This window comes from Salinivibrio sp. IB872, assembly GCF_001995345.1.
Lineage (GTDB): Bacteria > Pseudomonadota > Gammaproteobacteria > Enterobacterales > Vibrionaceae > Salinivibrio > Salinivibrio proteolyticus.
The window spans coordinates 1-25,594 of sequence record NZ_MUFO01000042.1 but is presented as its reverse complement, the minus strand read 5'-3'; the positions used below and the strand labels follow the sequence as shown (position 1 = coordinate 25,594).

Here is a 25,594-nt window from a genome sequence, read left to right as displayed (position 1 = left end):
GTTTCACTTTTAGTGCTAGGCATGCATGACGAAAACTGATTATCACGGGACTGGTTCGTCGCTAACGCAGCTTTATCGCTCAATAATTAATGCCATTTTGGCATAGTTTAAATAAAAAAAAGTCACTTTATTCACTCTCTGCCAAGACGTAAACTATGAGCCATCTCACAGATTCTTGGCACGCCTTCGATGCAATTGATTAAAAACGCCTTACTTACCTTACTGCAAGTCTTTGTCTTAGCAGGCATTTGGTTTTTGTCTGATTGGTTGGTCACAACCTTTGCTATTCCACTACCGGCCAACCTCACCGGTATGTTGCTGTTGTTAGGCGCATTAATGTTGAAAATTGTCCGTGCCGATTGGTTGCGCCGCGGGGCGGCGTGGCTGTTAGCCGAGATGTTGCTGTTTTTTGTGCCGGCGGTGGTGGCGGTGGTCAACTACCAAGATTTATTGCTGCAAGAAGGCGGTAAGATCATGGTTGTCCTGATTCTAAGTACCGCGATGGTGATTGCGTCAACCGCTTGGGTGGTCGATAAGGTGTATCGTTTTGAGGTTAAAATGGCGCGCCGCCGCAGTAACCATCACCATACGCATCATCCTGATTTAAAACCGGAGTGCTAAGCCATGATGTCTGCTTTACCTCCTTGGCTTCACGCCTCGTTATTAAGCGTTACCTGCTTTTTAATGACTCTTGGCTTTTATTACATGAGCAAATGGCTGTATCGCCGTCATCCCTCCATTCTGGTGATGCCATTGTTGCTCGCGCCCTTGCTGATTGTCGCGGTGGTAGTCGGGTTTAATATTCCGTATCAAGACTACATGGCGCAATCGTACTGGCTGCTGTGGCTGCTGGGCCCAGCGACTGTGGCGTTTGCGATCCCCGTGTATGATAACCGCGCGCTCATCCGCCGCCATTGGTTATCTCTGTCAATCGGTGTCACCGTGTCGGTGCTGGTCGCGATTACCAGTACTGTGGTGCTAGCGCGGGTGTTTGAGCTGTCTGAACTGCTGCAACGTAGTTTGGCGATGCGCTCAATTACTACCCCTTTTGCCGTCGAAGCCACCAAAGCGATTGGCGGGCAAAGTGATCTCACCGCGCTGTTTGTGGTTCTCACTGGGGTGATTGGCATGGCGATTGGTGAAAGTATTCTGACCGTGATTGCGATTCGCTCGCGCTTAGGACGCGGCGCAAGTTTGGGCGCATCAGCACACGGAGCAGGCACCGCTAAAGCCTATCAGATAGGCCATGCCGAAGGGGTGGTGTCGAGTGTGGTAATGATGATTGCTGGCATGGTCACTGTGTTGCTTGCCCCTGTGTTGGGTCAGCTGCTTTGGTAGGTGATCGCTAAGGGCTTTTCTGCGCTACGTTATCTGTAACAACAGAAAAGTGGGAGGATGAAAGTTTCTGCTTGGCGCGCAGGTCTTTATCCTCACCAACCCCAATAACGAGGCGATCATGAAACAGCACAAGTCAATGTGGCGCGTTATCGCGTTTACAGCGTTCAGTTTGCTATCGATAGCAAGTTATGCGGCGGTGAAAGATACCGCCACCACAGACCAAGGCTACCAAAAAGCGACCCTTGCGGGCGGCTGCTTTTGGTGTACAGAATCTGATCTTGAAAAGCTCGACGGCGTGATTGATGTGGTGTCTGGCTACTCAGGCGGTGAGCTTGAAAATCCCACCTATAAAGAGGTTTCGTCCGGCACCAGTGGGCATATTGAGGTGATTGATGTCACCTATGATCCTAACGTCGTGAATTATGAACAGGTGCTGGATCAGTTTTTCCGTCATATCGACCCCACCGATGACCAAGGCTCGTTCGTTGACCGTGGCCCACAATATCGTCCCGCGATCTTTTATCGCTCTGAAACACAAAAGCAAATTGCCGCGGATTTTATGGCGGAAATTGAAGCGTTAGGCGTGTTTAAAAAGCCGCTGAAAACCGAGTTAATCCCGTTTGAGAAATTCTGGCCAGCAGAAAGTTATCATCAGGATTACTACAAAAACCACAGCATTCGCTATAGCTACTATCGCTATGCATCAGGGCGTGACCAGTATCTGGACGAGATTTTTGGTGACGATCGCAAAGACAACCCGGTCACCTTGCGAGAGATGATAGATGCGCAAAAAGCGGAGGATAAGACATCAACGAATAACCGCTACTCGCGCCCCTCGGATGAAAAAATCCGCGCGATGTTGTCAGACATAGAGTACGAAGTCACCCAAGAAGATGGCACTGAACCCGCGTTCCAAAACCCGTATTGGGACAACAAGCAAGCGGGGATTTATGTGGATATCGTTTCGGGCGAGCCGCTGTTCTCATCCACTCATAAATACAAATCCGGTACCGGCTGGCCGAGCTTCACACAGCCCATTAATGAGCAGTATGTGGTTACCAAGCCGGATAACTCCCTGTTCTACACGCGCACCGAGGTCCGCAGCAAAGTCGCCGATTCGCACCTTGGCCATGTGTTTGAGGATGGTCCCGCACCCACCGGCTTGCGTTATTGCATGAACTCAGCCGCAATGCGCTTTGTGTCCGTCGATAAAATGGCCGAGGCAGGTTATGAGAATTACCTCTACCTGTTTGAATAAATCTTCCTTTGCGTACGTCCTTTGCGTGATTGGCTTGTAAACCTGCGGTAGAGTATAGCTCTACCGCTTTTTTACGCGAGGCATTGGATGCACACGATATTGATAACTGGATTTGAACCGTTCGGCGGCGAGAGCGATAACCCGTCTTGGCAAGTGGCAAAAGCATTAGAAGGCTGGCAGCCTAATGAGGAGTGCATCGTCAAAGCTGTGCGTCTTCCCTGCACCTTTGCAGACAGCTTACCGACGTTACACAGCGCGCTAGAATCGCTCAGTCCGGTGATGGTGATTGCTCTTGGCCAAGCCGGTGGTCGCGCTGAGATAAGCTTGGAGAAGGTCGCGATCAATTATCAGGACGCGCCCATTCCCGACAACGCCGGTAAGCAGCCGCATGGGACGCCGGTGGTGCCATCTGGGCCCACTGCGTATTTCTCTACCTTGCCGCTCAACCGTTTAGTGAACGCGTTAAACGAAGCGCATCATCCTGCCAGTATTTCTTACACCGCGGGCACCTTTGTGTGTAACCACGTGTTTTATGGCTTGATGCATGCGCTGGCTCATCACACCGAGGTACGCGCCGGCTTTATTCATATTCCCTACAGCCCAGCACAAGCGTGCAAACACCGCGCCCCGAGCATGCCGGTAAGTGATGTGGTGGCAGCAATGAAGATAGCCATCGAGTTGAGTTTATTGGATGATGATGTCACCGCCGTGTGTGAAGGAATGTTGCACTAACACGCGGTAGATGGCGCTCAGACGATGACGCTCAAACAATAGCGCTTAGTAGGCGGAGCACTGTGGCGGTTACCGTGCTCCTAACCTAATTGCTTAGAACAGCCACTCAGTGACGAGATCGTTGTCGGTTAGCACGCTATCGAGAAAGGCAAACAAGTGCGCATTCATCGGTGCCGTATCAAAGGCGCGAATGGAGGCAGGGTCTTGAATAAAGCGCTTGTTAGCGGCCTCGCCCTCTGGATAGGCGGCGTGCAGTAAGCCTTCAACCGCCAGCGGCGTCAATTCAAGATGGCATTGAAAGCCATACACCCGTGGTCCGTACTTCACGATCTGTCGCGGGCAACCTTCGCTACTGGCCAGTACACGACTATTGGGTGTTAGCCCCGGCATATCATTATGCCAATGACCCACAATTTCTTGCGGCGCGAAGTGCGGAATGTGCTCGTCGATGTGGCCATCCTCGCTTAATTGGATGGGGAAGTAGCCAATCTCGGGCTCAGGACTTTTCTGATACGGTGCGCCCAAGGCTTCACCAATCAATTGCGCCCCGAGGCAAATCCCTACTACCGCACTGCCTTGTTCGATACACTGCCTAATCAGCGCTTGCTCGCGTTGGCTATCGAAATGCGGACACTCAGACTGTGGCGTATCTGGACTCTGCGGCCCGCCGAGTACCACCAGCAGGTCAATGCCTTCACCGCTTTCTGGCAACGGCTCGCCCCGATACAAATGACTGGTGGTCACATGATAGGCACGCTCGTCACACCAATCTAAAATGGCTCCTGGGCCTTCAAACGCCTCGTGAATAACAAGATGGACGCGCATTCCTCTCTCCTTGGGATTTGTTTTAGGCACGATTGTGCTAAAGCATGCTATATTGAGCCGCGGCCTCAAGCCTTGCCCACCACGAGTGGTGGCCTTGCTATAAACGCTTGAGTCAACAACTGAAACAGTTGTTCGGTTGTCGGCAATTCACCTAAGTGCGCCGACAAGGGGGTATGCACCTCGGCCTCAATGCGATCGGGGTGACCACAAAGCTGATTACACAGCGATACAGGGGCAACAATATGTTGGCAATCGGCATCAATCAGCAGACACGCTTGTGCCAGCATTACGGTTTGTTTGCCTGCACCCGCACCTAAATGCAGAATACGCTGGGCGGTTCCCACCACTTTTTTGCCGGCAATATTGAGGTTGTAGTCACCATCACAATACGATCCGGGCGTGTCACCCACCGTGGTCGTAATGCCTAACTGATGGAAAAAAGACTGTAAAATGGTGCAAAAATACTGGTACGCCATTTGGATATGATAAGGGGTGTTATTCGGCCACACCGTCAGGTAAGACACGTTAATCACGCCGGGTAGTTGCGGCACCGGCGCCCCGCCTGTTCGGCGGCTCTGTATTTGCCAACCTAACGCTGATAGGGCGCGACGCAATTCAGGCGTTTGGGGCCATTTTTGGCCTGCTGGCAGCACCAAGGTTTGCGCATCTGGCTGCCAAAGCAGTAATGCCTCGTTGAGTTCACCCTGCTCTACTCGGTGGATCAACGCCTGTTCTTTCTCAAATGCAGATGCTACCGACAGCGAGGGATAACGCAGAATCGTTTTTTGAGTCGCCATCATACCCTCGCTATCGTCACGTTCACTGATTGCGCGATTAACCGAATAAGCGCTGCCAAATGCTTGGGTTGCGTTTGTCGTGGTACTCTTCACGTAAAGCATCAATTTGGCGCAAACCTTGTTGCGCCTTATCAAGGTCGCCTTCGCTCAGCGCGGCATCAATTTCCTCTACTGTCACCGCCAGCTTATCGAACCCTTCCATGAAGGTCTCTACTTTTTCCGGTGGATAGCTACCCGCTTTAGCTTGCGCGATCAGGGTTTCTAATTTCGCAACCGGGGCTTGCATGGCTTCGATATTTTGTGCGCTCGCCGCCTCTTTAAAGGTCATTTTCATTTCTTTCATGATCGGCTTGAGCTCAGAGGCTGACACGTTCAACGACAGCAGCACCGCCATCGCGCCCGTGAGTATGACTTTCTTCATTTTTGCTCCATGTGATTGTTTTTTAGTAATAATAATGCGTCTGTATCTTACTCACTTCTCAGGGTATTGCCTAGTATAGAAGCGTAAAACAATGTAAAGCACTTACACATCCCGCATCCGAATGGTATGATTAATTGTAAATGATAATGATTTTAAGTTAGAAAATATGAAACAGCCGAACTATCACCTCACTCACGTTATTGATACCCAAACCGTCACACCTAATATGCAACGCTTGACCTTACAAAGCGACGCTTTCTCGGCGTTCCCTGCAGAGTGTGAAGGCGGCTATATCAAGTTACTGTTTGATAAAGCGGGAAGCACCGATCTGAGCGGATTAGCAGAAGGCGAGCGCCCCGTAATGCGTACCTACACCATTCGCCGCTTTATGCCTAGCCAGCAGCAAATTGAAGTGGATATGGTTCGCCACCAAATCGAGCAAGCCGACTGTGGTTTTGCCGCGCGCTGGGCTCTGAATGCCCAAGTGGGTGATACCATTAATATTGCCGGCCCTGGGACGATTGCGCCGATTAATCGCGATGCGGATTGGTTCTTTATGGCGGCCGATATGACCGCGTTGCCGGCACTATCGGCCAAGATCAAGATCTTACCTCGCGATGCCAAAGGTTATGCAGTGATCCAGCTCGATACTGCAGAGGATGCTCAACCACTCGACGCCCCCGCGGGGATGGAGATTATTTGGCTGACCACCCCGACGTTGGCCGAGACGGTAAAAGCACAGCCTTGGTTAGCCGGGCAAGTGTCCGTGTGGTGTGCCTGTGAGTTTGAAAGCATGCGCGCACTGCGCCAATACTTCCGTAACGATCGTGATGTTGAGCGCGAGTTTATCTACATCAGCAGCTATTGGAAAAATGGCGTGACCGAAGAAGGCCACAAGGTGATCAAGCGTGAAGATGCGGAGAACAATCAGTAAGCCTAAGCATCTTTTTTCACCTGCACTGAGCGTGTTTATCGCGTCTCATCCCGCATAAAAAAAGCGCCACTATCGGCGCTTTTCTCGTTTCAGAGGGTTACCCTTTGATTACTTACCCTGCTTGTCGAGCAAATCAAAGAAGAAGGCATATTCCAATGCATCTTCTTTAATGCGCTTAAAGCGTCCCGATGCGCCGCCGTGGCCGGCTTCCATATCGGTTTTAAACACCAATGTATGGTTATCGGTTTTGAGTTCACGCAGTTTTGCGACCCATTTCATTGGCTCAAAGTACTGCACTTGTGAGTCATGCAGGCCTGTGGTGACCAGCAAGTTGGGGTAATCTTGCGCACTGACATTGTCGTACGGTGAATAGCTAAGCATGTACTCGTAGTAAGTTTTGTCATTCGGGTTGCCCCACTCGTCATACTCGTTGGTGGTCAGTGGAATCGACTCATCCAACATGGTGGTGACAATATCCACAAACGGCACATGCGCCGCCACGCCTAAATACAACTCTGGCGCTTGGTTGATGATCGCTCCCATTAACAAGCCACCGGCTGAACCACCAACGGCAAACACCTTGTCTTTATCACCATAGCCCTGCGCGGTCAGCGCTTTAGTCACATCAATAAAGTCGTTAAAGGTATTCTTTTTGTTGAGTTTTTTGCCATCGTCATACCAAGGGCGTCCCAGCATTTCAGAGCCGCGAATATGAGCAATAGCAAAGACAAAGCCACGATCTAACAGGCTTAAACGCGTGGTAGAGAACATGGGATCCATGGTCGCGCCGTAGGAGCCATAGCCGTATTGATAGAGCGGGTTGGTGCCATCTTTTTTGAAGCGATCTTTACGGTACACTAAAGACACAGGCACTTGCGCGCCATCACGTGCGGTGATCATCACCCGCTCGGATTGGTAGTTGTCCGGGTTGAAATCACCCAGCACTTGGTTTTGTTTGAGCATTTCACGCTCGCCCGATGCCAAGTCAAACTCGTAATAGGTTCCCGGTGTGGTCAAGCTGGTGTAATACACGCGCACCGCGGTGTTATCCATTTCAGCATTGCCGGTCAGGTAGGACGCATAAGCCGAGTCGTTAAACGTGAGCTGATATTCCTCCCCAGTGGTGAGGTTACGCACTGTGGTACGCGGCAAGCCATTCTCGCGCTGCTCGTACACCAAGTGGTTATCAAATAGCGTAAAATCAACCAACTGCACCTTATCGTTTGGCGCGATCACATCTTGCCATTGGCTGCGATCGTCACGCTCACTTTGGTGTACCTTCATCAAGCGGAAGTTGACTGCTTGATAGTTGGTATAGATGTAATACCACTCACCACGCTTCGCCACGTCATATTCAATGCCAGTTTCTCGCGGATAAAACACTTGGGCGGTGGCATTCGGATCATTGGCATCCACGAGCGATACGCCGCTGGTTTCAGTGCTGGAGTGCCAAATAAAGATCTGCTCACCGTCTTTGCTTTTACTCAAGCCGGTGTAGTAGCTGGTATCCGTTTCTTCGTAAATTAACGTATCAGCGGATTGTGGGGTGCCCAAACGGTGGCGATATACCTGATATCCCAGCAAGGTTTGCGGATCTTTTTTGATGTAGTAGAAGGCTTGGTTGTCGTTCTGCCACACAATACTGCTCGAGGCGCCTTCAATTTTATCATCGAGATACTCACCGGTGGTGAGGTCTTTAACTTGAATGGTATAAACGCGGCGGCTAAGGGTATCTTCCCCATAGGCTAATAGGTTTTCGTTTGGGCTGACACTGAGTTGGCCAATGCTGTAAAACTCATGCCCTTTCGCGAGCGCGTTGACATCCAAAATTACCGTTTTGTCGGTGCCGGCAAAGTCTTTCGCACGCACGTAAGTGCGATATTCATTATCGCCTTCCACCTCACTGGAATAGAAATAACTGCCTTTTTTGACGGGAACCGAGGCGTCGTCTTTGACGATACGCCCTTTGATTTCATCGAATAGTTTGGCCTGCATTGGCTCAGTGTGCGCGAGCACCTGATCGGCATAGGCGTTTTCTTGATTAAGATGGGCGATCACATCGGGATCTTGGCGTGCATCGTCACGCATCCAATAGTAGTTATCCACGCGCGTGTCGCCGTGAATGGTCATTTCATGAGGGATTTTTTTCGCGACAGGCGCACTCAGTTCGCCTGGGCTGGAAGCTTTCACGTGTGACTCTCCTTGAAAACTGCACCCTGAGAGCAAAGACACCGCCAGTGCTCCGGTGAGTAAAATGTGTCGGGACATACTTTTCCTTCAGGTTTATTTAGCCATAACAGTAATTTAACAAGCAAGCATCCTATTACTGACCTGAGGGCATCAAGCAAGTTCCAATAAATAGTGTCCTTTTTATCGTTCGCCAAACGACTGACTGACGCATCGTTTCTTAATACCAGTCCGTCATTTAAGCTTAAAACGGCTAATTCTTACTTTTTAGCCATAAAAGGGTAATTAAAGCAAAGTAAGGCTTTGCGTGATCACAACGCCCACTAATGTCGTGATCACTACCGACAATAACGAACCAATTAAAACGTATTCGGTCAGGCTGCGATCCGCAGACCGCGTCAGCTCACCAAAACGAAAAATCGACTTAGCTGCCAGCACAAAACCGACAGCGGTATAGCTGCCAAGTAAGGTAAAGGTCAGGATCAAGATACGCTCTAAATAGCCAATCAACGCCCCCGCAGCTACGAGGCCATGATAATCATGTTGATGATCAGAGGATGAGTCTAACGTGACCGTAAAGCGCTGTAAAACATGACCAATCAATACTGATGTCGGCTTTAAGATCAATAAATAGCCCGTGCCAATCACGACGATCTCGCTAAACAGAGGCATCTCGGTCAGCCCAACCCAAGGTGGCTGCGCCACAAAACTCAGGGCAATGAGCCCTAGTACCAAAAGGTGTATGCCTTGGCTCACCGTAAAACGGGCCAGTGATGACTGAGCGACAAGTTGACCATCAAGCACAGCCACTACGCGCTTGGTGATTATGCCAACCGCCAATACGCCCAATAGCGGCGAGACGGTTTGAGTCCAAAACACCGCAGGTACCAGTAAACATAAACCGTAGAGGAGCGGTCCCACCGCCCAATCCACTATTCGCGCGCGTGGTGTCGATTTCGTCCACCAATTCGTAGGCTGTAGATAGAAATCATAAATAAGATGAGTCAGTAACAAGGGAACCAGCAAAGAAAGGAAGGCCATCATACGTGTGCCCCCACGGCTTGCTGAAACTCGGCCAACAATGCCTCGATAAGCCCCCAGCCCGCCGCTTTAAGGGACTTACTCACGGTTGCATTCGCGACCCCAAGTGCGGMCGCTAACTCGCCATACGGGAGTGGTTGATCGCGCTGTAATAAAGGCAACATCATTTCGCATTGACGAGACGTCGCATCGCTGAGTTGCCGGTCAAGATAATGGATCAGCAATGCAAATCTGTCTTCAAGATCGGTATTGGCGCAGAAAAAAGCCAGCCGCTGGTTTTTCATTGCTTTTAAGCCACGACCAGATAGCACAAACGCCTGTCCCATTGACTCTGACACCGCCTCACGCAAATCAGCTTGCTCGGCAATCGCAAAGCTGATGCGACAATCAAACGGTTTTCCCAGTGCTTTGATAGCAACACGATACATCACGACATAGTGAAGCGCGTTCGCCACATCATGGATCACAGATTGAAACTCATCACCGCGTATAATGCTGTGCTGATTAGCGCAATGCGCTTGCGATATATGGGCTTGTATGGTTTTGATTTCCGCCAGTACTCGCTCATACTCATCTCGATTTAAGGCAGTCGAATCCACCAAGTCGCCACTGATCACCGCAATGGGTGCCTTGCTTTCTGTCGCCATCATTCATCCTTGTTAACCAACTCCGTCAAATTTAGCCTTTTTTAGCAAAAAACACAAATTTACCCATAAATAGCAAAAAATAAGCGAGGCCGCATCACGCGACCTCGCCGTTACTGACGTGGCAGTTACTGACGCGTTAGCGACTAAAGCTGGGTCATATCGATCACCTTATCCGGCCAGTGCTCGATAAATTGTGGCTCATGAGAAACCACAATTACGGTGCCTGCATACGCTTTAAGGGCGTGCTGCAACGCCATTTTTGCATCGACATCAAGATGTGCGGTGGGCTCATCCAACACCAGTACATTGGTTGCCATCACGGCTAAACAACAAAGCTTTACTTTGGTTTGCTCACCCCCGCTCAATGTATGCAATGGCCGCACCGCCTTTTTACCACTGAGACCACATTCAGCCAGCTTCTGGCGCGCGGTTTTATCTGTGAGCTGGCCTACCCCACACACGGCCTGAACCGGAGAGCTTTCCGGAAAGCGCCAGTGTAAGCCTTGCTCAAAATATCCCCACTGTATACCGTTTGCCGTGTCAATCTGGCCCCGTAGTGCAGGGATTTCTCTCAATAAGGTTTTTAACAATGTCGATTTTCCCAAGCCATTGAAGCCAATAATCGCGACTTTTTCGCCCCGTTGAATCTGAAGTGATAACGGCGGCAAAAGCGGCGTTCGATAGCCAATCTGCAACCCCTTGGCGGCCAATACATGTTGCGACCGTAATGGTTTGTATTGGAACGCAAAGCTTACCGTCTCACGCGTCTGTTTTTTTTCAATCGGCACCATTTTCGCAAGCTGTTTCTTGCGCCCCTTGGCAATACGCGCATTCACACCTGCGCCGTTCTTGCGAATATAGGTGGCCAACTTATCCATTTTTTTCTGCTGTGCGAGGTATTGCTTGTGCCGTGTTTCACTCTGCTGCGCCTTTTGTGCCATCGCTTGCTGATACGATCCTTTGTATTTGCGTATCTTGCTCTGGTCGATATCAACAATCGCTGTCGTGATCGACTCAAGGAAAGCCTCATCATGCGACACCACCATAAAGGTACCCGTATAGTGATTAAGAAACTCCGCCAACCAAGCAACGTGCTCAGCATCGAGGAAGTTCGTCGGCTCGTCGAGTAACATCACTTCGGCTGGTTCAAGCAGTAACTTTGCCAACATCACTTTATGCCGTTGACCGCCACTTAACTGGCCCATTGCGGTTTGCATGCCCAACGGCGCGATACCCAGCCCAGCCGCTACCTGTTCAATACGATGAGAGATACGGTAAAAATCTTGTGCCTCTAATTGGCTTTGCAGTCGTGCCGCTTTGGCAAGCACCGCGTCTGACGTGTCCACCGACATCGATGCGTAGATAGCATTTAACGCTCGCTCAACCTCCACAAGATCGCGATATGCCAACGCCATAAAGTCATAGATAGACAGTGTTGGGTCGATCGTTAAATGCTGGTCTAAATAACCGACTTGGATATTCGGTTGCCAAACAATCTCGCCACTATCCGGCAGCAGTTCCCCTTGCAGCATTTTCAACAGGGTACTTTTCCCCACACCGTTCACACCCGTCACGCCAACATGTTCACCATGATGTAGCACCACGCTCGCACCTTGGTACAACACTTTTTCCTCAATTTGAAAACAGATGTTTTCAATCACTAATAAACTCATGTTTCTTTTCCATAAAAAAAGGCCGGTAACAAGTACCGGCCTTTCATCATCATTAAAATGAATGCATTCTCCTGTGATTAGAATGCAAAAGGCCGGTGATGGAGCATCACCGGCCTCACTCTCTATCGCGTCTTTACATCAGATACTGGAAGCCCTGCGAAGAGTACGCATGGCAATACCTGATGAAGATGTGATGTTAAGCTCCGAGCAACACTTCATCGTGTATTTGCGCGGAGCCAAGCCTTCTTACGAAGTTCTTAAATAGAATATAAGCCATAATAGAGAGTTGAAATATCAACATGAGCGTCGGAGAATAATGAACCTCATCGGTGAAGTCAATTTTGTGCATGGAATCTAGATATGCATACATCAAGCGATATTAGGTATATGCTCTGCGTCATGAGAGACACTTTCCAGTGCCGAGACGTACACTTTAAAGGTATTTTTTCCATCATGCTTCGCCTGATAAAGCGCATCATCGGCTTGGGCTAACAAACCGTCGATATCCACCGCCTCGGAGGTCGTCGTTACTCCTATGCTGGCAGACAAGCTCATTTCAAGCGCTGAGCCGCTGTTTTGAACCGCGCGGAGTAGTTCTGCCGATAACTGTTGCGCATTGGCACTGTCACAATAAGGCACCAAGACCGCGAATTCTTCTCCGCCCAAACGTCCAACAATCCCTTGATCATCCACTACTTGTTCGAAAACGTCAGCACAATAGATCAGCACCTTATCACCAATAGAATGGCCAAATGAGTCGTTAATGGTTTTAAAATCATCCAAATCGATCATCAGTACACTGATTGGGAAAGCGGCTGTATCAACACGCCGTTTGGCTCTCGACAAAAAGGCGCGGCGATTAAACAGTCCAGTTAAGCTATCTCGAGTCGCTTCGTGGTGGAGCTTCTCGTACACTCGCTCTAGCTTATAAAGAAAGATAATTAGGGTATTGATCACGCTATAGGCGATGCCCGACAAAATCAGCCCTGCTTGTAATAGCGAGGTGCCCAGCAGTTGCGTAAATAGATCAGGATAGAAATATGCAAACATTGCCCTACCTAAATAGGCAACACTGAATCCACCCATTACCAAGATGAGCCAACGCTTTAGACGCTGGCCGCCTGTGTTCGTACTACTCACAATGGTTTGAGTCATCAGCCCTAACTGCATACTAACGATCAAGCTGGCGTAAATCACACGACTCCCGATGTCATCAAGGTATGACGACATCGATACCACGGACAGAAGAACAGGTAGCACCAACTGCCAACGCGGTACGTCGCGCGCAAAAATTTTTCCCAGCGCCCAATGGCTAAACGAAAATGCCATCATGACACAGGCATTATAAAAAACGATGTCTATGTAGGGATGAAGGTACGGACGAGCAAATAAGACAAGATTGCTAAAACCATGGATAAATAGAGATACCGCCCACCCATTGATACCAGGTTCTTGACGGTTTTGTAACAACAAAAAACCTGCTAGCAGCCATTGGGTTGCCGTCAGCGTTATAAGGAGTGTTGGTGCATCGAGTTCAAACATAAGGTGGACATTATTCAAGGTATGATCTTACTGTACCACTTTCTCAGTGGCGGCTTGGGGCAATCGATGTGCGCGATATCAATTTCTATACGTTAACTTCTATCACGCTTTCAGTCACCGAGTGCTTATCGCAAGGCGTAACGCATACCGACTAGTTGCGATATAACACTTTAATAATATGCCAACCAAATTTGGTTTTTATTGGCCCAAGAGGACGCAATAATTCGCCATTGAATACCGCTTTGTCGAAAGAGGGAGCCATATCGCCGCGACGAAATTCGCCCAGATCTCCACCGCGTTTTCCCGATGGGCATTGCGAGTATTTTTTCGCCAACGCCTGAAAATTCGCACCTTGTTTGAGCTGAGCGAGAATTGTTGTCGCTTGCGTTTTATCTTTCACCAGTATGTGCAACGCCGCTGCTTTTTTGGCCATGATGCCACCCTACTTGCCACAAAAGCCCGCGATTATAACGAATCCAGTCATTAAAGGGGACTGAATTTTATCTCGCTGAGCCGTCCGTATAATTACCGTGCATTCGCCACCTTCGTTGCCACTCCGCTAACTGCTGGACACGTTTCTTACCACCCAATGGGTTGATAAATCGCGTCATGAGTCGCCAATAAAAACGTAATCTGTCTCCTTTGCGTCGCGGGATCAGGTGAATATGAACATGGGGAATATGTTGCCCAGCATCATGACCATTGTTAACGACCAAGGTGTAATCGCTCACATCATCCATCACGTCAAACATCCGCTTGCCGATTTGATGTGCAAATTGAAATAACTCGGTATGTTCTTGCGCAGAGAGTTGCTCAAGGTGCGAGGCGTGACTGCGGCTCAGAATCAGGACATGACCTTCGGTGATGGGAAAAATGTCTAGTACAGCTTTTAGTCCATTTTTCTCAGCAACCCGATAATGTTCTACCTTATCACTATTAATCGCACAAATAATACATGCGTCATGGCTTGCCACAGCACTCCTCCATCGCTCTTAACTGTTCAGATATCGCACAGCAATCTAACTTTCCGCTGCTGTTCATCGGCAGCTGCAAAGTACGCTCTTAAGAAACTTAATGCTCCATTGCATTCAGGCTGACGCTTAACACATCAGGCGATTGCCACCATGTGTTATCCTCAATTTGGTCGGGCCAGTTGAAAAAGCGGAATGCATCGTTGTGTTTGTTCACAGACAACTTAGCTAAGTTGTCTGTTTTGATTAATAGCTGAGACATGATTTTTCCGTAGATTGCGCGGCTGATTTAAGCGTTAGCGGAAACTCGCTTGGCATGAACAAGTTTAGAGTCATTGTTTGTATTAATAACTTTGCTCTCTAAAATCACTTTATAGGGCAGGTTTAAACTGAGTAAGTACTGGTAACGTTGCTCAATTTGATCCCTTTTCAGTTTCAACGTCGGGGTTAACAGGCCGTTTTCGATGCTCCAAGGCTCTTCCACCACGATTAAATGATCCAGCTTTTCATGCGCTTCAAGCTCTTGGTTTACCTTTATTAATGTTTCCTTAAGCTCTTTTCTTACATGAGAAGTATGACCGTGGGTACCTTCACCTAAAACAATAAGTGCAATCGGTTGTTTTCGACCAACGCCAATCACGCATACCTGTTCGATGTCCGGATTTCGTCCTAAGCTACTTTCAATAGGTACCGGTGATACATACTTGCCTTTGCCAGTCTTAAACTGCTCTTTAACCCGGCCAATGATTTTCCAAGAACCGTCAGCTTTTAACTCTCCTTTATCTCCGGTTTTACACCAACCATCTTCAAAGGCGGCTTGAGTCGCTACTTCGTCATTGTAGTAAGTGGTAAATACTGCATCGCCTTTAATCAATACTTCTCCTTCGTCCGATAACTTCATTTCGACACAAGGTTGCGGCGTTCCAATGGTACCTAGGTGATTAAGATCAAATGGTACGTTGCTACACGACAGGCCTGAGCTTTCGGTCATCCCCCACCCTTCACCAATACTGATACCAATTTTGTGGAACCAAAGCAGGACTTCAGGAGAGATGGGGGCACTGCCGGATCCAAATAATACGCACTCTTGCAGACCTAAATTCTCGCGTATTTTTCTCGCCACGAGTTGACCAACAAAGGGAATTTTAAGTAGAAATTGCAAACGATTGTTCGGCATTTTTGCCAAAATTTTCGACTGAAATTTCGTCCATAGTCTAGGTACCGAAAGAAAAGCAGTTGGACGAGCGTACTTAACGTCGTCAATGAAGGTCTCGATAGATTCAGTAAAAAAGACTTCAGCAGGATTGTAGATCGAAGGTAGCTCAACCACGCAGCGCTCTGTGATGTGCGCTAAAGGTAAGTAGGACATCACACGTGTGTCATCTGGCTGAAAAAAAATTTCACTACCAGAAATGGCAGAAGATGCAACATTCAAATAACTGAGCAGAACACCTTTCGGCCGTCCGGTACTGCCAGAGGTATAGATGATAGAAAAGGTATCGCTGAGCGCAGGTTTATTGACTTCTACAAGCGGATCTAATTTTGACAACCACGCGTACCAGTCAAGCTGACAATCGACTTTGGAATTTGGCATAGCAATAGTGATCAAAGAGTCGGGTAAGGCTTGACAAAGATCTTCACTATCATCGAGTTTGCCGATGAATATAGCTTTAACACTACTGTGCTCAATCACATACTTGATATTGTCCGCACTGGCGGTTGGATAGATAGGTACGCTGATAAGTCCAGCCATCATGATTGCTAAATCGCAGATGTACCACTCTGCTGAGTTTTTAGCGATGATCGATACTTTATCACCCGCCACTAGACCGATTTCAAGTAAACCTTTAGCGACCCTCCTAGCAGACGCGTCAGCTTCTGACCAAGTATAAGTATACCATTGCCTATCAACAGGTTGATGTAGCCAGACTCGATCAGGGTGTTGCCTGACATTTATTTGCAACTGGTCCAAAGGGGTGCGGTAGTCAGTCATGAGTAATTCTTCCTTAAAAAGCTGCCAATGCAGTTCCATCAATGAATTGTGTGACGCTCATTAAAAGCCTAACTTTCTTTCCAATACAGCATTAATTCCTAGCCATACTAAACATACCAACCATCACAAAGCAACATATTGATAACATTAAGTTAACATTAATGAGTGAAATCAAAGTCCATAGGATTAGAAGTGATACGTAACTAGATGGAGTGCGTTGTGGGAAGCTCAGAACATTGTGATATACCAACCTTCCATTGAATACTCATTGACTGAGCTAGAAACGGCATTCAAACAGCGTGAAATTTACGTATCGTTCACCGCTTTGAGGAAAGGAGTTACATGGCCGAATGAATTTTCTCACCTCTGCACTTAGTAATGCCCGATGCCTATACCAAGCAACCATCACAGATTAGTTAGTGTTATAATCAAAATTGTTCAATTAACGACCACTGGTGTAGATTTTTATTTACTGCTGTCTCTATATCTTTTATTAAAAAAACACCATCCAATTATCTGCCGTGTTGTTACATGACCGCAACCCCCTGAATAAACCTGGTTTCCTTCAGTGAATCGCTGTAATTTTGCGCTGAGATTTTCTCTTTTGATGCAAAAACAAGATCTCAGTCACAGTGCAAACACGCCAAAATTCATCTGACTTTAATAATTACAGCTCTGATGTTTAAGTTGTTGGGATAGTCTGTCTGGTGGCCAAAAACATCGGCAGATGCTTCCACGGGTATAGGAGAGACAGGCACAAAGTGCCAACTCGTCAAGTGAGAAAAAGATCTTAATCACACTCTCGTTAACCACGAGTGAAAGCTAAACCACATATCGGAGGGACACGATGTCCATTTATAGCCATCTTAAGCAATTGACTGCGGTTTCATGCGTTGCTGCTGCGCTTGGCTTTTCAGCCCTAGCCAGCGCCGATACTTGGCGCTATGCGCACGAAGAGTATGAAGGTGACGTACAAGACGTGTATGCACACAAGTTTAAGGAATACATCGAAGATAACTCTGAACACTCTTTGCAAATCTATCGCTTCGGCGAGCTGGGTRAGTCTGATGACATCATGGAGCAAACCCAAGCCGGTATTCTTCAATTTGTTAACCAATCGCCGGGCTTTACTGGCTCATTGATCCCAGAGGCACAAATTTTCTTCATCCCTTATCTGATGCCAACCAACATGGAAACCGTGATTGAGTTCTTCCGTCAGAGTAAGGCAGTGAATGAGGATTTCCCGAAACTGTATGAAGAGCAAGGCCTTGAGCTACTCAAGATGTACCCTGAGGGCGAAATGGTCATGACTGCCGACGAGCCTGTGACTGAGCCGGCCGATCTGAAAGGCAAGAAGATCCGCGTCATGACTAACCCACTGCTTTCATCAACCTATGAAGCCTTTGGTGCAACGCCAACGCCATTGCCATGGGGTGAAGTATATGGCGCACTCCAAACCAATATGATCCAAGGCCAAGAAAACCCGATTTTCTGGATTGAATCAGGCGGCTTGTACGAAGTATCGCCGAACCTGATCTTCACGCACCACGGTTGGTTTACCACTGCCTCCATGGCAAACAAAGACTTCTTTGACGGATTGTCGAAAGACGATCAAGCAATGATCCGTGACGCAGCTGATTATGCCTTCAACGAAACGGTGAAACACATCCGTGGCCTTGCTGAGAAGTCATTGGAGAAAATTCAAGCTTCGAGCGACGACGTGACTGTCACACGCCTGACGGATGAGCAAATCGCTAAGTTCAAAGCACGTGCACCTCAGGTTGAAGAAACCTTCTATGAAATGACCGGCGAAAGCGGCAAAGCCCTTCTTAATCAATTTAAGAAAGATCTCGAAGCCGTTACTAACTAGTTGTCAGTTGTTCAGGCACCGCGCCTTGCGGTGCCTGTTTATTTTGAGGAATACGTAATGACCGATTCCGACTCTCTCACTTATCACTCAGAGCTTCCCGGCCTTCTTGGTAAATTGGACACCCTGATCTGCAAAATCGAGTCGTTTATGCTCGCCGCAGGCGTGCTGTTAATGGCGCTCAATACCTGCGTGAACGTTGTAGCGCGTTTTGGCTTTGGTCAAGGGCTGTTCTTTTCCGGTGAGATAAACCGCATTCTCATCATTCTGATCACATTCGCGGGGATTGGCTATGCCGCTCGCCATGGCCGACATATTCGTATGTCCGCCCTTTACGACACTCTGCCGTTTAAGGGACGTAAGATCCTAATGATCACTATCGCGTTGGTGACTGGCTTGATTATGCTGGTTCTCGCATATTTTTCTTATCAATACATCGTTTCGGTATACGACCGAGGCCGTATTTTGCCCGCCCTCGGTTTTGAAATTTGGTGGATCTATATCTGGGTTCCCCTTGGATTTGTCATCACAGGGATCCAATACGGGCTAACCGTTTATAAAAATCTAACCGCTCCAGATGTTTACCTCTCCGCCGGCGTGCTTGACGGTTACGCTGAGACTGAAAGTGAAGTTTAAATAGGCACTCTTATGGCCCTGACTTTAATGTTCATCATGATTGTCTTGCTCGTGCTTGGCTTTCCGATGATGATTCCCCTTACGGCTGCCGCCTTAACTGGTTTTTACATGATGTTTGGTGGCGTCGGTCAAATGGATACCTTTATCCAACAAGTGTTAGGCGGCATCCGCCCAGCGTCTTTGATTGCTGTGCCCATGTTTATCCTTGCTGCAGACATTATGACTCGTGGTCAATCGGCTTCACGCTTGATAGATATGGTCATGACGTTTATCGGCCATATTCGTGGCGGCTTAGCCATCAGTACGGCAACCTCGTGTACGCTGTTCGGCGCCGTTTCGGGTTCCACCCAAGCGACCGTGGTCGCGGTGGGTTCAGCTTTACGTCCTAAATTATTGCGCGCCGGATACAGCGACTCTTTCTCACTCGCGCTGATTATTAACTCGAGTGACATCGCCTTTTTGATCCCGCCAAGTATCGGGATGATCATCTATGGGGTGATCTCCGAAACCTCGATTGCCGAGCTATTCATCGCGGGGATTGGYCCTGGTTTGATGATTCTGTGCTTTTTCTCTTTGTACTGCCTCTATTACGCGACGGTCAATAAAGTGCCGACTGAGCCAAAGGCCACATGGAAAGAGCGTATGCAGGCTACCCGGAAAGCGCTCTGGCCACTGATGTTCCCATTAATTATTGTGGGAGGGATTTATGGCGGTGTGTTCAGTCCCACCGAAGCGGCTGCCGTGTGTGTACTTTATGCGATGATTTTGGAGTTTGGGGTATTCCGATCATTAAGCAGTCGAGATGTCTTTACCATCGCGCGCTCAACCGGCCTTATCACTGCGGTGGTTTTCATTTTGGTGGGGGTCGGTAATGGATTCTCTTGGATTATCTCATTCGCACAAATCCCGCAAACCATTCTAGAAGCCGTAGGGATTAGTCAAATGGGCCCTATGGGTGTCCTTGCCTCAATTTCTATCGCCTTCTTCGTCGCCTGCATGTTTGTAGACCCCATTGTGGTTATCTTGGTGTTAACGCCTATATTTGCACCTGCGATAGAAGCCACTAGTCTTGATCCTGTACATGTGGGGATAGTGATCACCTTGCAAGTCGCGATTGGTTCAGCAACACCACCCTTTGGCTGCGATATTTTTACCGCGATTGCGATTTTCAAAAAACCCTATTGGGAAGTTATCCGTGGGACAGGCCCTTTTATTGCGATGCTGCTTCTCTCTGCCGCACTGCTGGTGATGTTCCCTCAGATTGCGTTATTCCTGCGTGATATCGCGTTTGGATAACCTAACAACAGGAGTAACTGGATGTTTAAACGAATACTCGTTGCGGTTGATGGCTCTTTTTCAGCCTTGAACGCATTGGATAAAGCGTTAGAAATTCAACAACTCACCGGTGCAGAGTTGTATCTTTTGTGTGTGTTTAAGCATCACAGTTTGTTTGAAGCATCGCTATCAATGGTGCGTCCTGATCGATTACAAATCCCAGATCAAACCCTGAGCGAATACGCACGTAACATCGTCGAGCAAGCCAAGCAACATGCGCTTGAAAATGGTGGCGAAAATGTACGTGGTTTTGTAAAAGGCGGTCGCCCCTCTAAAACCATCATTAAGTTTGCCAAAAGCAAAGAGGTAGATTTGATTGTGATGGGGGCACATGGGACGCATTCAGATAAAGACGGCATGTTCCTTGGCAGTGTGTCTCATCGCGTGGCTGGGCGCGCCCACTGCCCCACGATGGTCGTCTAACGCCATGATGGTTTTTGCTTCACCGCACAATACAATCCCTTACGCTAAACAGAAAAACGCCGCTATTGGATAGCGGCGTTTTTCTATGATGCCAACTTATCAGCTATTGAATATGAAAGTAGTGGCTATTAAGCACTAAATGCACAGCGATAGAGGCGATATACCCCAGCATAATGACTGGTGCCCACTTCAAATGACCAAAGAAGGTGTATTTGCCGTGCGCTTGTCCCATCAATGCCACCCCTGCGGCTGACCCCAAAGAGAGCAAGCTGCCGCCAACACCGGCCGTTAATGTCACCAACAACCAGTTTCCGTGCGACATTTCTGGGCTCATCGTTAATACTGCGAACATCACAGGAATATTATCGACCACCGCGGATAGCACCCCAACTAAGCTATTCGCCCAGATAGGATCCCACTGCAGATACATGACGTTTGAGACCATGGTGAGGTAACCAATCAAGCTAAGTCCCCCGACACACATCACGACCCCATAGAAGAAAAGCAAGGTGTCCCACTCCGCATGGGAGATGCGACGAAACACATCAAAAGGCACCACTGAGCCCAAGCGACGCAATGCCGCTTCATCATTCTTCGCCTCCGCAATCGCACGTTTACGTGCCAATGAGCGCGGTAGGGTGCGACGCAAGTAAAAGCCAAAGAACTGTAGATACGCGAGGCCCATCATCATACCCATCACCGGTGGGAAGTGAATAAAGCCATGGAACGCAACCGCGGTGGCAATGGTGAGTAAAAACAACACCATAATACGACGCGCGCCACGCTTAAGCTCGACGTGCTCTTGCATTACATCCGGCTGCGTCCGTGGGATAAACAGTGACATAATAAAAGCAGGGATCACGTAGTTGACCACAGATGGAATGAACAAAGCTCCGAACTCAGCAAAGGTCACTTTGCCCGCCTGCCAAACCATCAGTGTGGTGATATCACCAAAGGGACTGAAGGCGCCTCCTGCGTTCGCGGCAACCACAATATTGATACACGCGAGGTTCACAAAGCGAGGGTTGTCACCGCCGATTTTTAGCACAATCGTACACATCAATAGTGCCGTTGTGAGGTTATCCGCAATGGGAGAAATAAAGAAGGAAAGTACCCCAGTGATCCAAAACAAGGTACGTAAGTCATAACCTTTGCTTAGGATCCACGCTTTTAAGCCATCAAATAGACGCCTTTCTTCCATCGCAGAAATATAGGTCATCGCCACCAGCAAAAATAGCAGTAGCTCTGCATACTCAAGGAGGTTGTGCTCAAGCGCCGCATGCGCGGGGGCCATATCTCCCCATTGAGAATACGCATATCCAATTAGCAACCAGATTAACCCCGCCGCCAGTAACACGGGCTTTGACTTACGCAGATGAAGCTTTTCTTCTAGCATCACCAAGCTGTAAGCCACGGCAAAAATGGCTAAAGAGGCATAGCCTACCCAGTTCTGGGTTAAATCCAGTCCTTGTCCTGTCGTAGCGGCAAATGCACTCGGCGAAACTACCGCCAGTGCCACAACCAAACGCTTCATCCTTGAGCCTCCAAGTATTCATTACCTAACTTTTCTACATTGCATAAAAAACCGGCCTAGTCGGCCGTGTCGTCTAAAACCCTATATCGATAGGGGATAAATACCTGTCAGCGCCCTGTCGTGACACGATTCGCAGCCTCGAAAAAGACCTCAAACAGCGCACGCTTTTGCACTCAACGGGTTTTCATAATCGTTTATTTTGCTCATTTGCCGCGCAGCAGCACAAAAGCAAACATAATATTAACAAATGTGGCGTGAACGTCTATCTTTAAGCGAGGTGAATCGGCAAAAAAGAGATGACATTGCTTACTGTCAAGCTTAATAATATCAACTTACTAGTCGACATACGCTGTCATCGTCAGCAAAAAACGACTAAGTATGAATAAAAAGCAAATAAATTCAATTGCTATAAAAACAAAACCCATATTTTAACTAACACACAACATCGCAATCTAACATCCTTGCTTGATCACCACCCATGGCATGCATGATGAGAAGAAGGGAGTCACTATGAAAGCACCTAAACTCGCCACATTGGCCTGCGCTGCCGCGCTGTCTGTTGGCGTCTCTGTGACGGCACTGGCAGAAACCGCGACAGTTGCGGTTTCCCAAATTGTCGAGCACCCTGCGCTTGATGCCGCGCGAAACGGTCTACTCGATGGGTTGAAAGCCAAAGGATATACGCCGGGTGAAAATCTAGATTTTAAATATCAAACAGCGCAAGGTAACCCGGCTATTGCCGTTCAAATCGCTCGTCAATATGTTGGCGAACAACCTGATGTGTTGGTTGGCATTGCGACGCCTTCCGCGCAAGCACTGGCTGCCGCTACCAAAGATATCCCAATTATTTTTACCGCCGTTACCGATCCTGTGGGGGCGAAACTGGTCAAGAACATGGACGCACCGAGTGGCAACGTAACGGGTCTGTCTGACCTCTCTCCTGTCGCTCAACACGTTGCATTGGCCAAAGAGTTACTCCCCGAACTCACCACTATTGGGGTGGTTTACAATCCAGGGGAAGCTAATGCCGTCACCTTAGTCGAATTACTTCGTGAAGCCGCAAATGCTCAAGGCATTAAGGTTGTGGAAGGAACAGCGCTAAAAAGTGCCGATGTTCAATCTGCTGCGCAAGTTGTGGCCACCCAAGCGGATGTGATTTATGCGCCAACCGATAATACCGTTGCCAGCGCGATCGATGGTCTTATCGCAGCGGCTAATTCTGCTAATACCCCAGTGATTGGCGGATCGACATCGTATATCCCTAACGGCGCCGTGGTAGCGCTCGGCTTTGATTACTACTCCGTCGGTGTGCAAACGTCCGATTATGTTGCTGCGGTACTGGAAGGGAAACCCGTGTCTTCACTGCCGGCCAAAGTCGCGCTTGGCTCTGACTTAGCCGTTAATCGTGCAGCAGCCAATCGACTTGGCATCACGGTTCCCGACACAATTTTGGATCGTGCCGCGCGTATTCAAGACTAGTCAGTATCAGTCTTAGGAGTAGTGAATGACTGCCATTGCTTTTTTTGGCACCTTGGAAGTAGGCCTTATCTATGGCTTGGTCGCCTTAGGGGTTTATCTGACGTTCCGGGTGCTTGATTTTCCCGATCTTACCGTTGATGGCAGCTTCCCGATGGGCGCTGCGGTGGCGGCCACCCTTATCGTCGCAGGCTACAACCCTTGGTTTGCTACCGCAGTCGCTATTCTGGCCGGTGGGATCACCGGCTTGGTGACGGCGTTTTTGACGGTGAAGTGCGGTATCCTCAATCTGCTCTCGAGCATTTTGACAATGATTGCCGCCTTTTCGATCAATATTCGTATTATGGGCCGGCCGAATATCGCCTTGTTGGGTGAGGAAACAATTCTTACCCCATTCGAACAGCTGGGTATTGCACCTGTCTATCTGCGTCCCCTCGTAGTCGGTGTTTTGGTGATTATCAGTGGTTTGTTGGTGATCCGCTTACTCGCCAGTGATTTTGGTCTCGGCCTACGCGCCACTGGGGTCAATCCTCGTATGGTTAAGGCACAGGGCGGCAGTACCGCCATGTACACGTATTTTGGCTTAGCCCTATCCAACGCCTTTGTCGGCTTTGCTGGGGCGCTATTTGCACAAACCAATAGTTTTGCCGATGTTACTTCGGGGGTCGGCACCATTGTAGTTGGTCTTGCTGCTGTGATTTTAGGCCAAACACTGATACCGGGCCGCAAAGTGTGGGTGGCAGTGGTTGCTGTTATTGTTGGTTCGATTCTCTACCGTCTCGCCGTCGCCTTTGCGCTATCTAGTGGTATGTTTGGCTTGCAAGCCTCGGACCTCAATCTGGTTACTGCAGTACTGGTCGCCGTCGCGCTTATCGCGCCTAAAATGCGTCRGCAGTATCAAAAATCAAAACGCGCCAAGCAGGCAGAGGTGTCGGAATGATTTCATTAGCCAATATTCAAGTGACCTTTAACCCCGGTACTGTGCTTGAAAACCGCGCCTTACGTGGCGTAAGCCTGACGATTCCAGAAAAAGAGTTTGTCACCATTATCGGCTCTAATGGCGCAGGCAAATCAACACTGCTCGGAGCGGTGACCGGCGAGACGCCAATGATCGGGGGAAGCGTCAATATTGATGGCGTCGACGTGACTAAGAAAGCCGTTCATGAACGCGCCACCCTTGCTGCCCGTGTGTTTCAAGATCCGCTGGCAGGCACCTGTGCCTCGCTGACCATTGAAGAAAACCTTGCACTGGCTTATCGTCGCGGTAAAGGACGTGGCTGGACACGTGCGCTCGGTGACAAGCGCCGCAAGCTCTTTCAAGAAAGGATCGCGATTTTAGGTTTAGGCCTTGAAGACAGGTTGAGCGACAGTATTGGTTTGCTCTCCGGTGGACAACGCCAAGCGGTCAGTTTGGTCATGGCGACCTTGTCGGAAAGCAAACTCTTGTTACTGGATGAGCACACTGCCGCGCTCGACCCTCGCATGGCTGCATTCGTGATTGATTTAACGAAAAAAATCGTCAACGAATTTAATCTGACTGCCATGATGGTCACCCACTCCATGAAAGATGCCCTTGCCTGCGGCGACCGTACCGTGATGCTACACCAAGGTAACATAGTGCTTGATGTGCATGGCGATGAGCGCAAAAACATGGATGTGCCACATCTGCTTGAGATGTTCAATAAAGTGCGCGGCGAGACACTAGCAGACGACAGTTTGCTCCTCAGCTAACCCACACCTACTAAACCATAAGGCGCCCTCTAGGCGCTTCAGACTGCTGACAAAGGTCTAGCTTTCGAGCTAGACCTTTGATCTAATAGGAGTGTCGCAATAGGGATGCTCCGGTATGCTTCAAGAACCTTCTCCACACCAATATGAACTTGAAATGGTGACGATGGAACAACTTGTTCCCAAAGACCATCTTGTTCGTAAAATCGACCGTGCCATCGACTTCGAGTTTATTC

25 protein-coding genes are annotated in these 25,594 nt (G+C 48.8%); 12 read left to right on the top strand and 13 right to left on the bottom strand.

What is annotated here, in order from left to right:
* Positions 1-189: 189 nt before the first annotated feature.
* The 4 genes from BZJ18_RS14140 to pcp all read left to right on the top strand — a co-directional run bounded on the left by BZJ18_RS14140 (position 190) and on the right by pcp (position 3,328).
* Positions 190-621, top strand: coding sequence for a CidA/LrgA family protein (locus BZJ18_RS14140; RefSeq protein WP_046075946.1), 432 nt, complete (start codon positions 190-192; stop codon positions 619-621).
* A gap of 6 nt (positions 622-627) precedes the next feature.
* Positions 628-1,338 (top strand): LrgB family protein, encoded by a 711-nt coding sequence (locus BZJ18_RS14135; RefSeq protein WP_077457694.1) that lies wholly within the window; start codon positions 628-630, stop codon positions 1,336-1,338.
* A 118-nt stretch (positions 1,339-1,456) separates the two neighbouring features.
* Complete coding sequence (gene msrB, locus BZJ18_RS14130; protein ID WP_077457690.1) at positions 1,457-2,596, top strand: peptide-methionine (R)-S-oxide reductase MsrB; 1,140 nt, start codon at positions 1,457-1,459, stop codon at positions 2,594-2,596.
* An 87-nt stretch (positions 2,597-2,683) separates the two neighbouring features.
* Positions 2,684-3,328, top strand: coding sequence for a pyroglutamyl-peptidase I (gene pcp, locus BZJ18_RS14125; protein WP_077457688.1), 645 nt, complete (start codon positions 2,684-2,686; stop codon positions 3,326-3,328).
* A 93-nt stretch (positions 3,329-3,421) separates the two neighbouring features.
* Here the strand turns inward: pcp and BZJ18_RS14120 are convergent, their stop codons facing one another.
* The 3 genes from BZJ18_RS14120 to BZJ18_RS14110 all read right to left on the bottom strand — a co-directional run bounded on the left by BZJ18_RS14120 (position 3,422) and on the right by BZJ18_RS14110 (position 5,371).
* Complete coding sequence (locus BZJ18_RS14120; RefSeq protein ID WP_077457686.1) at positions 3,422-4,153, bottom strand: glutamine amidotransferase-related protein; 732 nt, start codon at positions 4,151-4,153, stop codon at positions 3,422-3,424.
* Positions 4,154-4,218: 65 nt separating this feature from the next.
* Positions 4,219-4,950 (bottom strand): lipoate--protein ligase family protein, encoded by a 732-nt coding sequence (locus BZJ18_RS14115; RefSeq protein ID WP_443216514.1) that lies wholly within the window; start codon positions 4,948-4,950, stop codon positions 4,219-4,221.
* Between the two features lie 37 nt (positions 4,951-4,987).
* A complete protein-coding gene (locus tag BZJ18_RS14110; RefSeq protein WP_077457682.1) occupies positions 4,988-5,371 on the bottom strand; it encodes a cytochrome b562 in 384 nt (127 codons plus the stop codon).
* Positions 5,372-5,537: 166 nt separating this feature from the next.
* On the opposite strand from BZJ18_RS14110, the gene BZJ18_RS14105 reads away from it, so the two are divergent.
* Positions 5,538-6,305: a siderophore-interacting protein gene (locus BZJ18_RS14105; RefSeq protein ID WP_077457680.1), complete on the top strand. Its 768-nt coding sequence runs from the start codon at positions 5,538-5,540 to the stop codon at positions 6,303-6,305.
* A gap of 108 nt (positions 6,306-6,413) precedes the next feature.
* Here BZJ18_RS14105 and BZJ18_RS14100 read toward each other — a convergent pair whose 3' ends face one another.
* The 9 genes from BZJ18_RS14100 to BZJ18_RS14065 all read right to left on the bottom strand — a co-directional run bounded on the left by BZJ18_RS14100 (position 6,414) and on the right by BZJ18_RS14065 (position 16,359).
* Positions 6,414-8,573 (bottom strand): S9 family peptidase, encoded by a 2,160-nt coding sequence (locus BZJ18_RS14100; protein WP_077457678.1) that lies wholly within the window; start codon positions 8,571-8,573, stop codon positions 6,414-6,416.
* Between the two features lie 204 nt (positions 8,574-8,777).
* Positions 8,778-9,536 (bottom strand): DUF3307 domain-containing protein, encoded by a 759-nt coding sequence (locus tag BZJ18_RS14095; protein WP_077457676.1) that lies wholly within the window; start codon positions 9,534-9,536, stop codon positions 8,778-8,780.
* Positions 9,533-10,183: a hypothetical protein gene (locus BZJ18_RS14090; protein WP_241824982.1), complete on the bottom strand. Its 651-nt coding sequence runs from the start codon at positions 10,181-10,183 to the stop codon at positions 9,533-9,535. The genes BZJ18_RS14095 and BZJ18_RS14090 overlap by 4 nt, the downstream gene beginning before the upstream one ends.
* A 140-nt stretch (positions 10,184-10,323) precedes the next feature.
* On the bottom strand, positions 10,324-11,853 hold the full coding sequence (locus BZJ18_RS14085; RefSeq protein ID WP_077457672.1) for an ABC-F family ATP-binding cassette domain-containing protein: 1,530 nt from the start codon (positions 11,851-11,853) through the stop codon (positions 10,324-10,326).
* A 369-nt stretch (positions 11,854-12,222) separates the two neighbouring features.
* A complete protein-coding gene (locus tag BZJ18_RS14080) occupies positions 12,223-13,185 on the bottom strand; it encodes a GGDEF domain-containing protein (protein WP_158011291.1) in 963 nt (320 codons plus the stop codon).
* 361 nt (positions 13,186-13,546) lie between these two features.
* Positions 13,547-13,828, bottom strand: coding sequence for a peptidylprolyl isomerase PpiC (gene ppiC / locus BZJ18_RS14075; protein WP_069588393.1), 282 nt, complete (start codon positions 13,826-13,828; stop codon positions 13,547-13,549).
* A 67-nt stretch (positions 13,829-13,895) separates the two neighbouring features.
* Positions 13,896-14,369 (bottom strand): HIT family protein, encoded by a 474-nt coding sequence (locus BZJ18_RS14070; RefSeq protein ID WP_077457668.1) that lies wholly within the window; start codon positions 14,367-14,369, stop codon positions 13,896-13,898.
* A gap of 97 nt (positions 14,370-14,466) precedes the next feature.
* Positions 14,467-14,628, bottom strand: a complete 162-nt coding sequence (locus BZJ18_RS17310) for a hypothetical protein (RefSeq protein ID WP_157893159.1) — start codon at positions 14,626-14,628, stop codon at positions 14,467-14,469.
* Positions 14,629-14,655: 27 nt separating this feature from the next.
* A complete protein-coding gene (locus BZJ18_RS14065; RefSeq protein ID WP_077457692.1) occupies positions 14,656-16,359 on the bottom strand; it encodes an AMP-binding protein in 1,704 nt (567 codons plus the stop codon).
* A gap of 847 nt (positions 16,360-17,206) precedes the next feature.
* Between BZJ18_RS14065 and BZJ18_RS14060 the strand changes: the two genes are divergently transcribed.
* From BZJ18_RS14060 to BZJ18_RS14045, 4 genes are read left to right on the top strand one after another with little or no spacing between them, the layout of a single operon-like run.
* Entirely contained in the window at positions 17,207-18,229 is a 1,023-nt protein-coding gene (locus BZJ18_RS14060; RefSeq protein WP_077457666.1) for a TRAP transporter substrate-binding protein, read from the top strand.
* 57 nt (positions 18,230-18,286) lie between these two features.
* Positions 18,287-18,862 carry a TRAP transporter small permease gene (locus BZJ18_RS14055; RefSeq protein ID WP_069588399.1) on the top strand — a complete coding sequence of 192 codons (576 nt, stop codon included), beginning with the start codon at positions 18,287-18,289 and terminating at the stop codon, positions 18,860-18,862.
* A gap of 12 nt (positions 18,863-18,874) precedes the next feature.
* Positions 18,875-20,158 (top strand): TRAP transporter large permease, encoded by a 1,284-nt coding sequence (locus BZJ18_RS14050; protein WP_069588401.1) that lies wholly within the window; start codon positions 18,875-18,877, stop codon positions 20,156-20,158.
* Positions 20,159-20,179: 21 nt separating this feature from the next.
* Positions 20,180-20,620: a universal stress protein gene (locus BZJ18_RS14045; protein WP_077457664.1), complete on the top strand. Its 441-nt coding sequence runs from the start codon at positions 20,180-20,182 to the stop codon at positions 20,618-20,620.
* Between the two features lie 103 nt (positions 20,621-20,723).
* On the opposite strand, the gene nhaD is transcribed toward BZJ18_RS14045, so the two are convergent.
* A complete protein-coding gene (gene nhaD / locus BZJ18_RS14040; RefSeq protein ID WP_077457662.1) occupies positions 20,724-22,154 on the bottom strand; it encodes a sodium:proton antiporter NhaD in 1,431 nt (476 codons plus the stop codon).
* Positions 22,155-22,664: 510 nt separating this feature from the next.
* Here nhaD and BZJ18_RS14035 point away from each other — a divergent pair.
* From BZJ18_RS14035 to BZJ18_RS14025, 3 genes are read left to right on the top strand one after another with little or no spacing between them, the layout of a single operon-like run.
* Positions 22,665-23,633, top strand: coding sequence for an ABC transporter substrate binding protein (locus BZJ18_RS14035; protein WP_077457660.1), 969 nt, complete (start codon positions 22,665-22,667; stop codon positions 23,631-23,633).
* Between the two features lie 25 nt (positions 23,634-23,658).
* On the top strand, positions 23,659-24,570 hold the full coding sequence (locus BZJ18_RS14030; RefSeq protein WP_077457658.1) for an ABC transporter permease: 912 nt from the start codon (positions 23,659-23,661) through the stop codon (positions 24,568-24,570).
* Positions 24,567-25,361: an ABC transporter ATP-binding protein gene (locus tag BZJ18_RS14025; protein ID WP_077457656.1), complete on the top strand. Its 795-nt coding sequence runs from the start codon at positions 24,567-24,569 to the stop codon at positions 25,359-25,361. Before BZJ18_RS14030 ends, BZJ18_RS14025 begins: the two co-directional genes overlap by 4 nt.
* The last annotated feature ends 233 nt before the right edge of the window (positions 25,362-25,594 follow it).

Excerpts from the sequence above, each read along its gene's own strand:
- BZJ18_RS14140 (WP_046075946.1), top strand. The coding sequence starts at position 190 with ATGCAATTGATTAAAAACGCCTTACTTACCTTACTGCAAGTCTTTGTC.
- BZJ18_RS14135 (WP_077457694.1), top strand. The coding sequence starts at position 628 with ATGTCTGCTTTACCTCCTTGGCTTCACGCCTCGTTATTAAGCGTTACC.
- msrB (WP_077457690.1), top strand. The coding sequence starts at position 1,457 with ATGAAACAGCACAAGTCAATGTGGCGCGTTATCGCGTTTACAGCGTTC.
- pcp (WP_077457688.1), top strand. The coding sequence starts at position 2,684 with ATGCACACGATATTGATAACTGGATTTGAACCGTTCGGCGGCGAGAGC.
- BZJ18_RS14120 (WP_077457686.1), bottom strand. The coding sequence starts at position 4,153 with ATGCGCGTCCATCTTGTTATTCACGAGGCGTTTGAAGGCCCAGGAGCC.
- BZJ18_RS14115 (WP_443216514.1), bottom strand. The coding sequence starts at position 4,950 with ATGGCGACTCAAAAAACGATTCTGCGTTATCCCTCGCTGTCGGTAGCA.
- BZJ18_RS14110 (WP_077457682.1), bottom strand. The coding sequence starts at position 5,371 with ATGAAGAAAGTCATACTCACGGGCGCGATGGCGGTGCTGCTGTCGTTG.
- BZJ18_RS14105 (WP_077457680.1), top strand. The coding sequence starts at position 5,538 with ATGAAACAGCCGAACTATCACCTCACTCACGTTATTGATACCCAAACC.
- BZJ18_RS14100 (WP_077457678.1), bottom strand. The coding sequence starts at position 8,573 with ATGTCCCGACACATTTTACTCACCGGAGCACTGGCGGTGTCTTTGCTC.
- BZJ18_RS14095 (WP_077457676.1), bottom strand. The coding sequence starts at position 9,536 with ATGATGGCCTTCCTTTCTTTGCTGGTTCCCTTGTTACTGACTCATCTT.
- BZJ18_RS14085 (WP_077457672.1), bottom strand. The coding sequence starts at position 11,853 with ATGAGTTTATTAGTGATTGAAAACATCTGTTTTCAAATTGAGGAAAAA.
- BZJ18_RS14080 (WP_158011291.1), bottom strand. The coding sequence starts at position 13,185 with ATGATGGCATTTTCGTTTAGCCATTGGGCGCTGGGAAAAATTTTTGCG.
- ppiC (WP_069588393.1), bottom strand. The coding sequence starts at position 13,828 with ATGGCCAAAAAAGCAGCGGCGTTGCACATACTGGTGAAAGATAAAACG.
- BZJ18_RS17310 (WP_157893159.1), bottom strand. The coding sequence starts at position 14,628 with ATGTCTCAGCTATTAATCAAAACAGACAACTTAGCTAAGTTGTCTGTG.
- BZJ18_RS14065 (WP_077457692.1), bottom strand. The coding sequence starts at position 16,359 with ATGACTGACTACCGCACCCCTTTGGACCAGTTGCAAATAAATGTCAGG.
- BZJ18_RS14055 (WP_069588399.1), top strand. The coding sequence starts at position 18,287 with ATGACCGATTCCGACTCTCTCACTTATCACTCAGAGCTTCCCGGCCTT.
- BZJ18_RS14045 (WP_077457664.1), top strand. The coding sequence starts at position 20,180 with ATGTTTAAACGAATACTCGTTGCGGTTGATGGCTCTTTTTCAGCCTTG.
- nhaD (WP_077457662.1), bottom strand. The coding sequence starts at position 22,154 with ATGAAGCGTTTGGTTGTGGCACTGGCGGTAGTTTCGCCGAGTGCATTT.
- BZJ18_RS14035 (WP_077457660.1), top strand. The coding sequence starts at position 22,665 with ATGAAAGCACCTAAACTCGCCACATTGGCCTGCGCTGCCGCGCTGTCT.
- BZJ18_RS14025 (WP_077457656.1), top strand. The coding sequence starts at position 24,567 with ATGATTTCATTAGCCAATATTCAAGTGACCTTTAACCCCGGTACTGTG.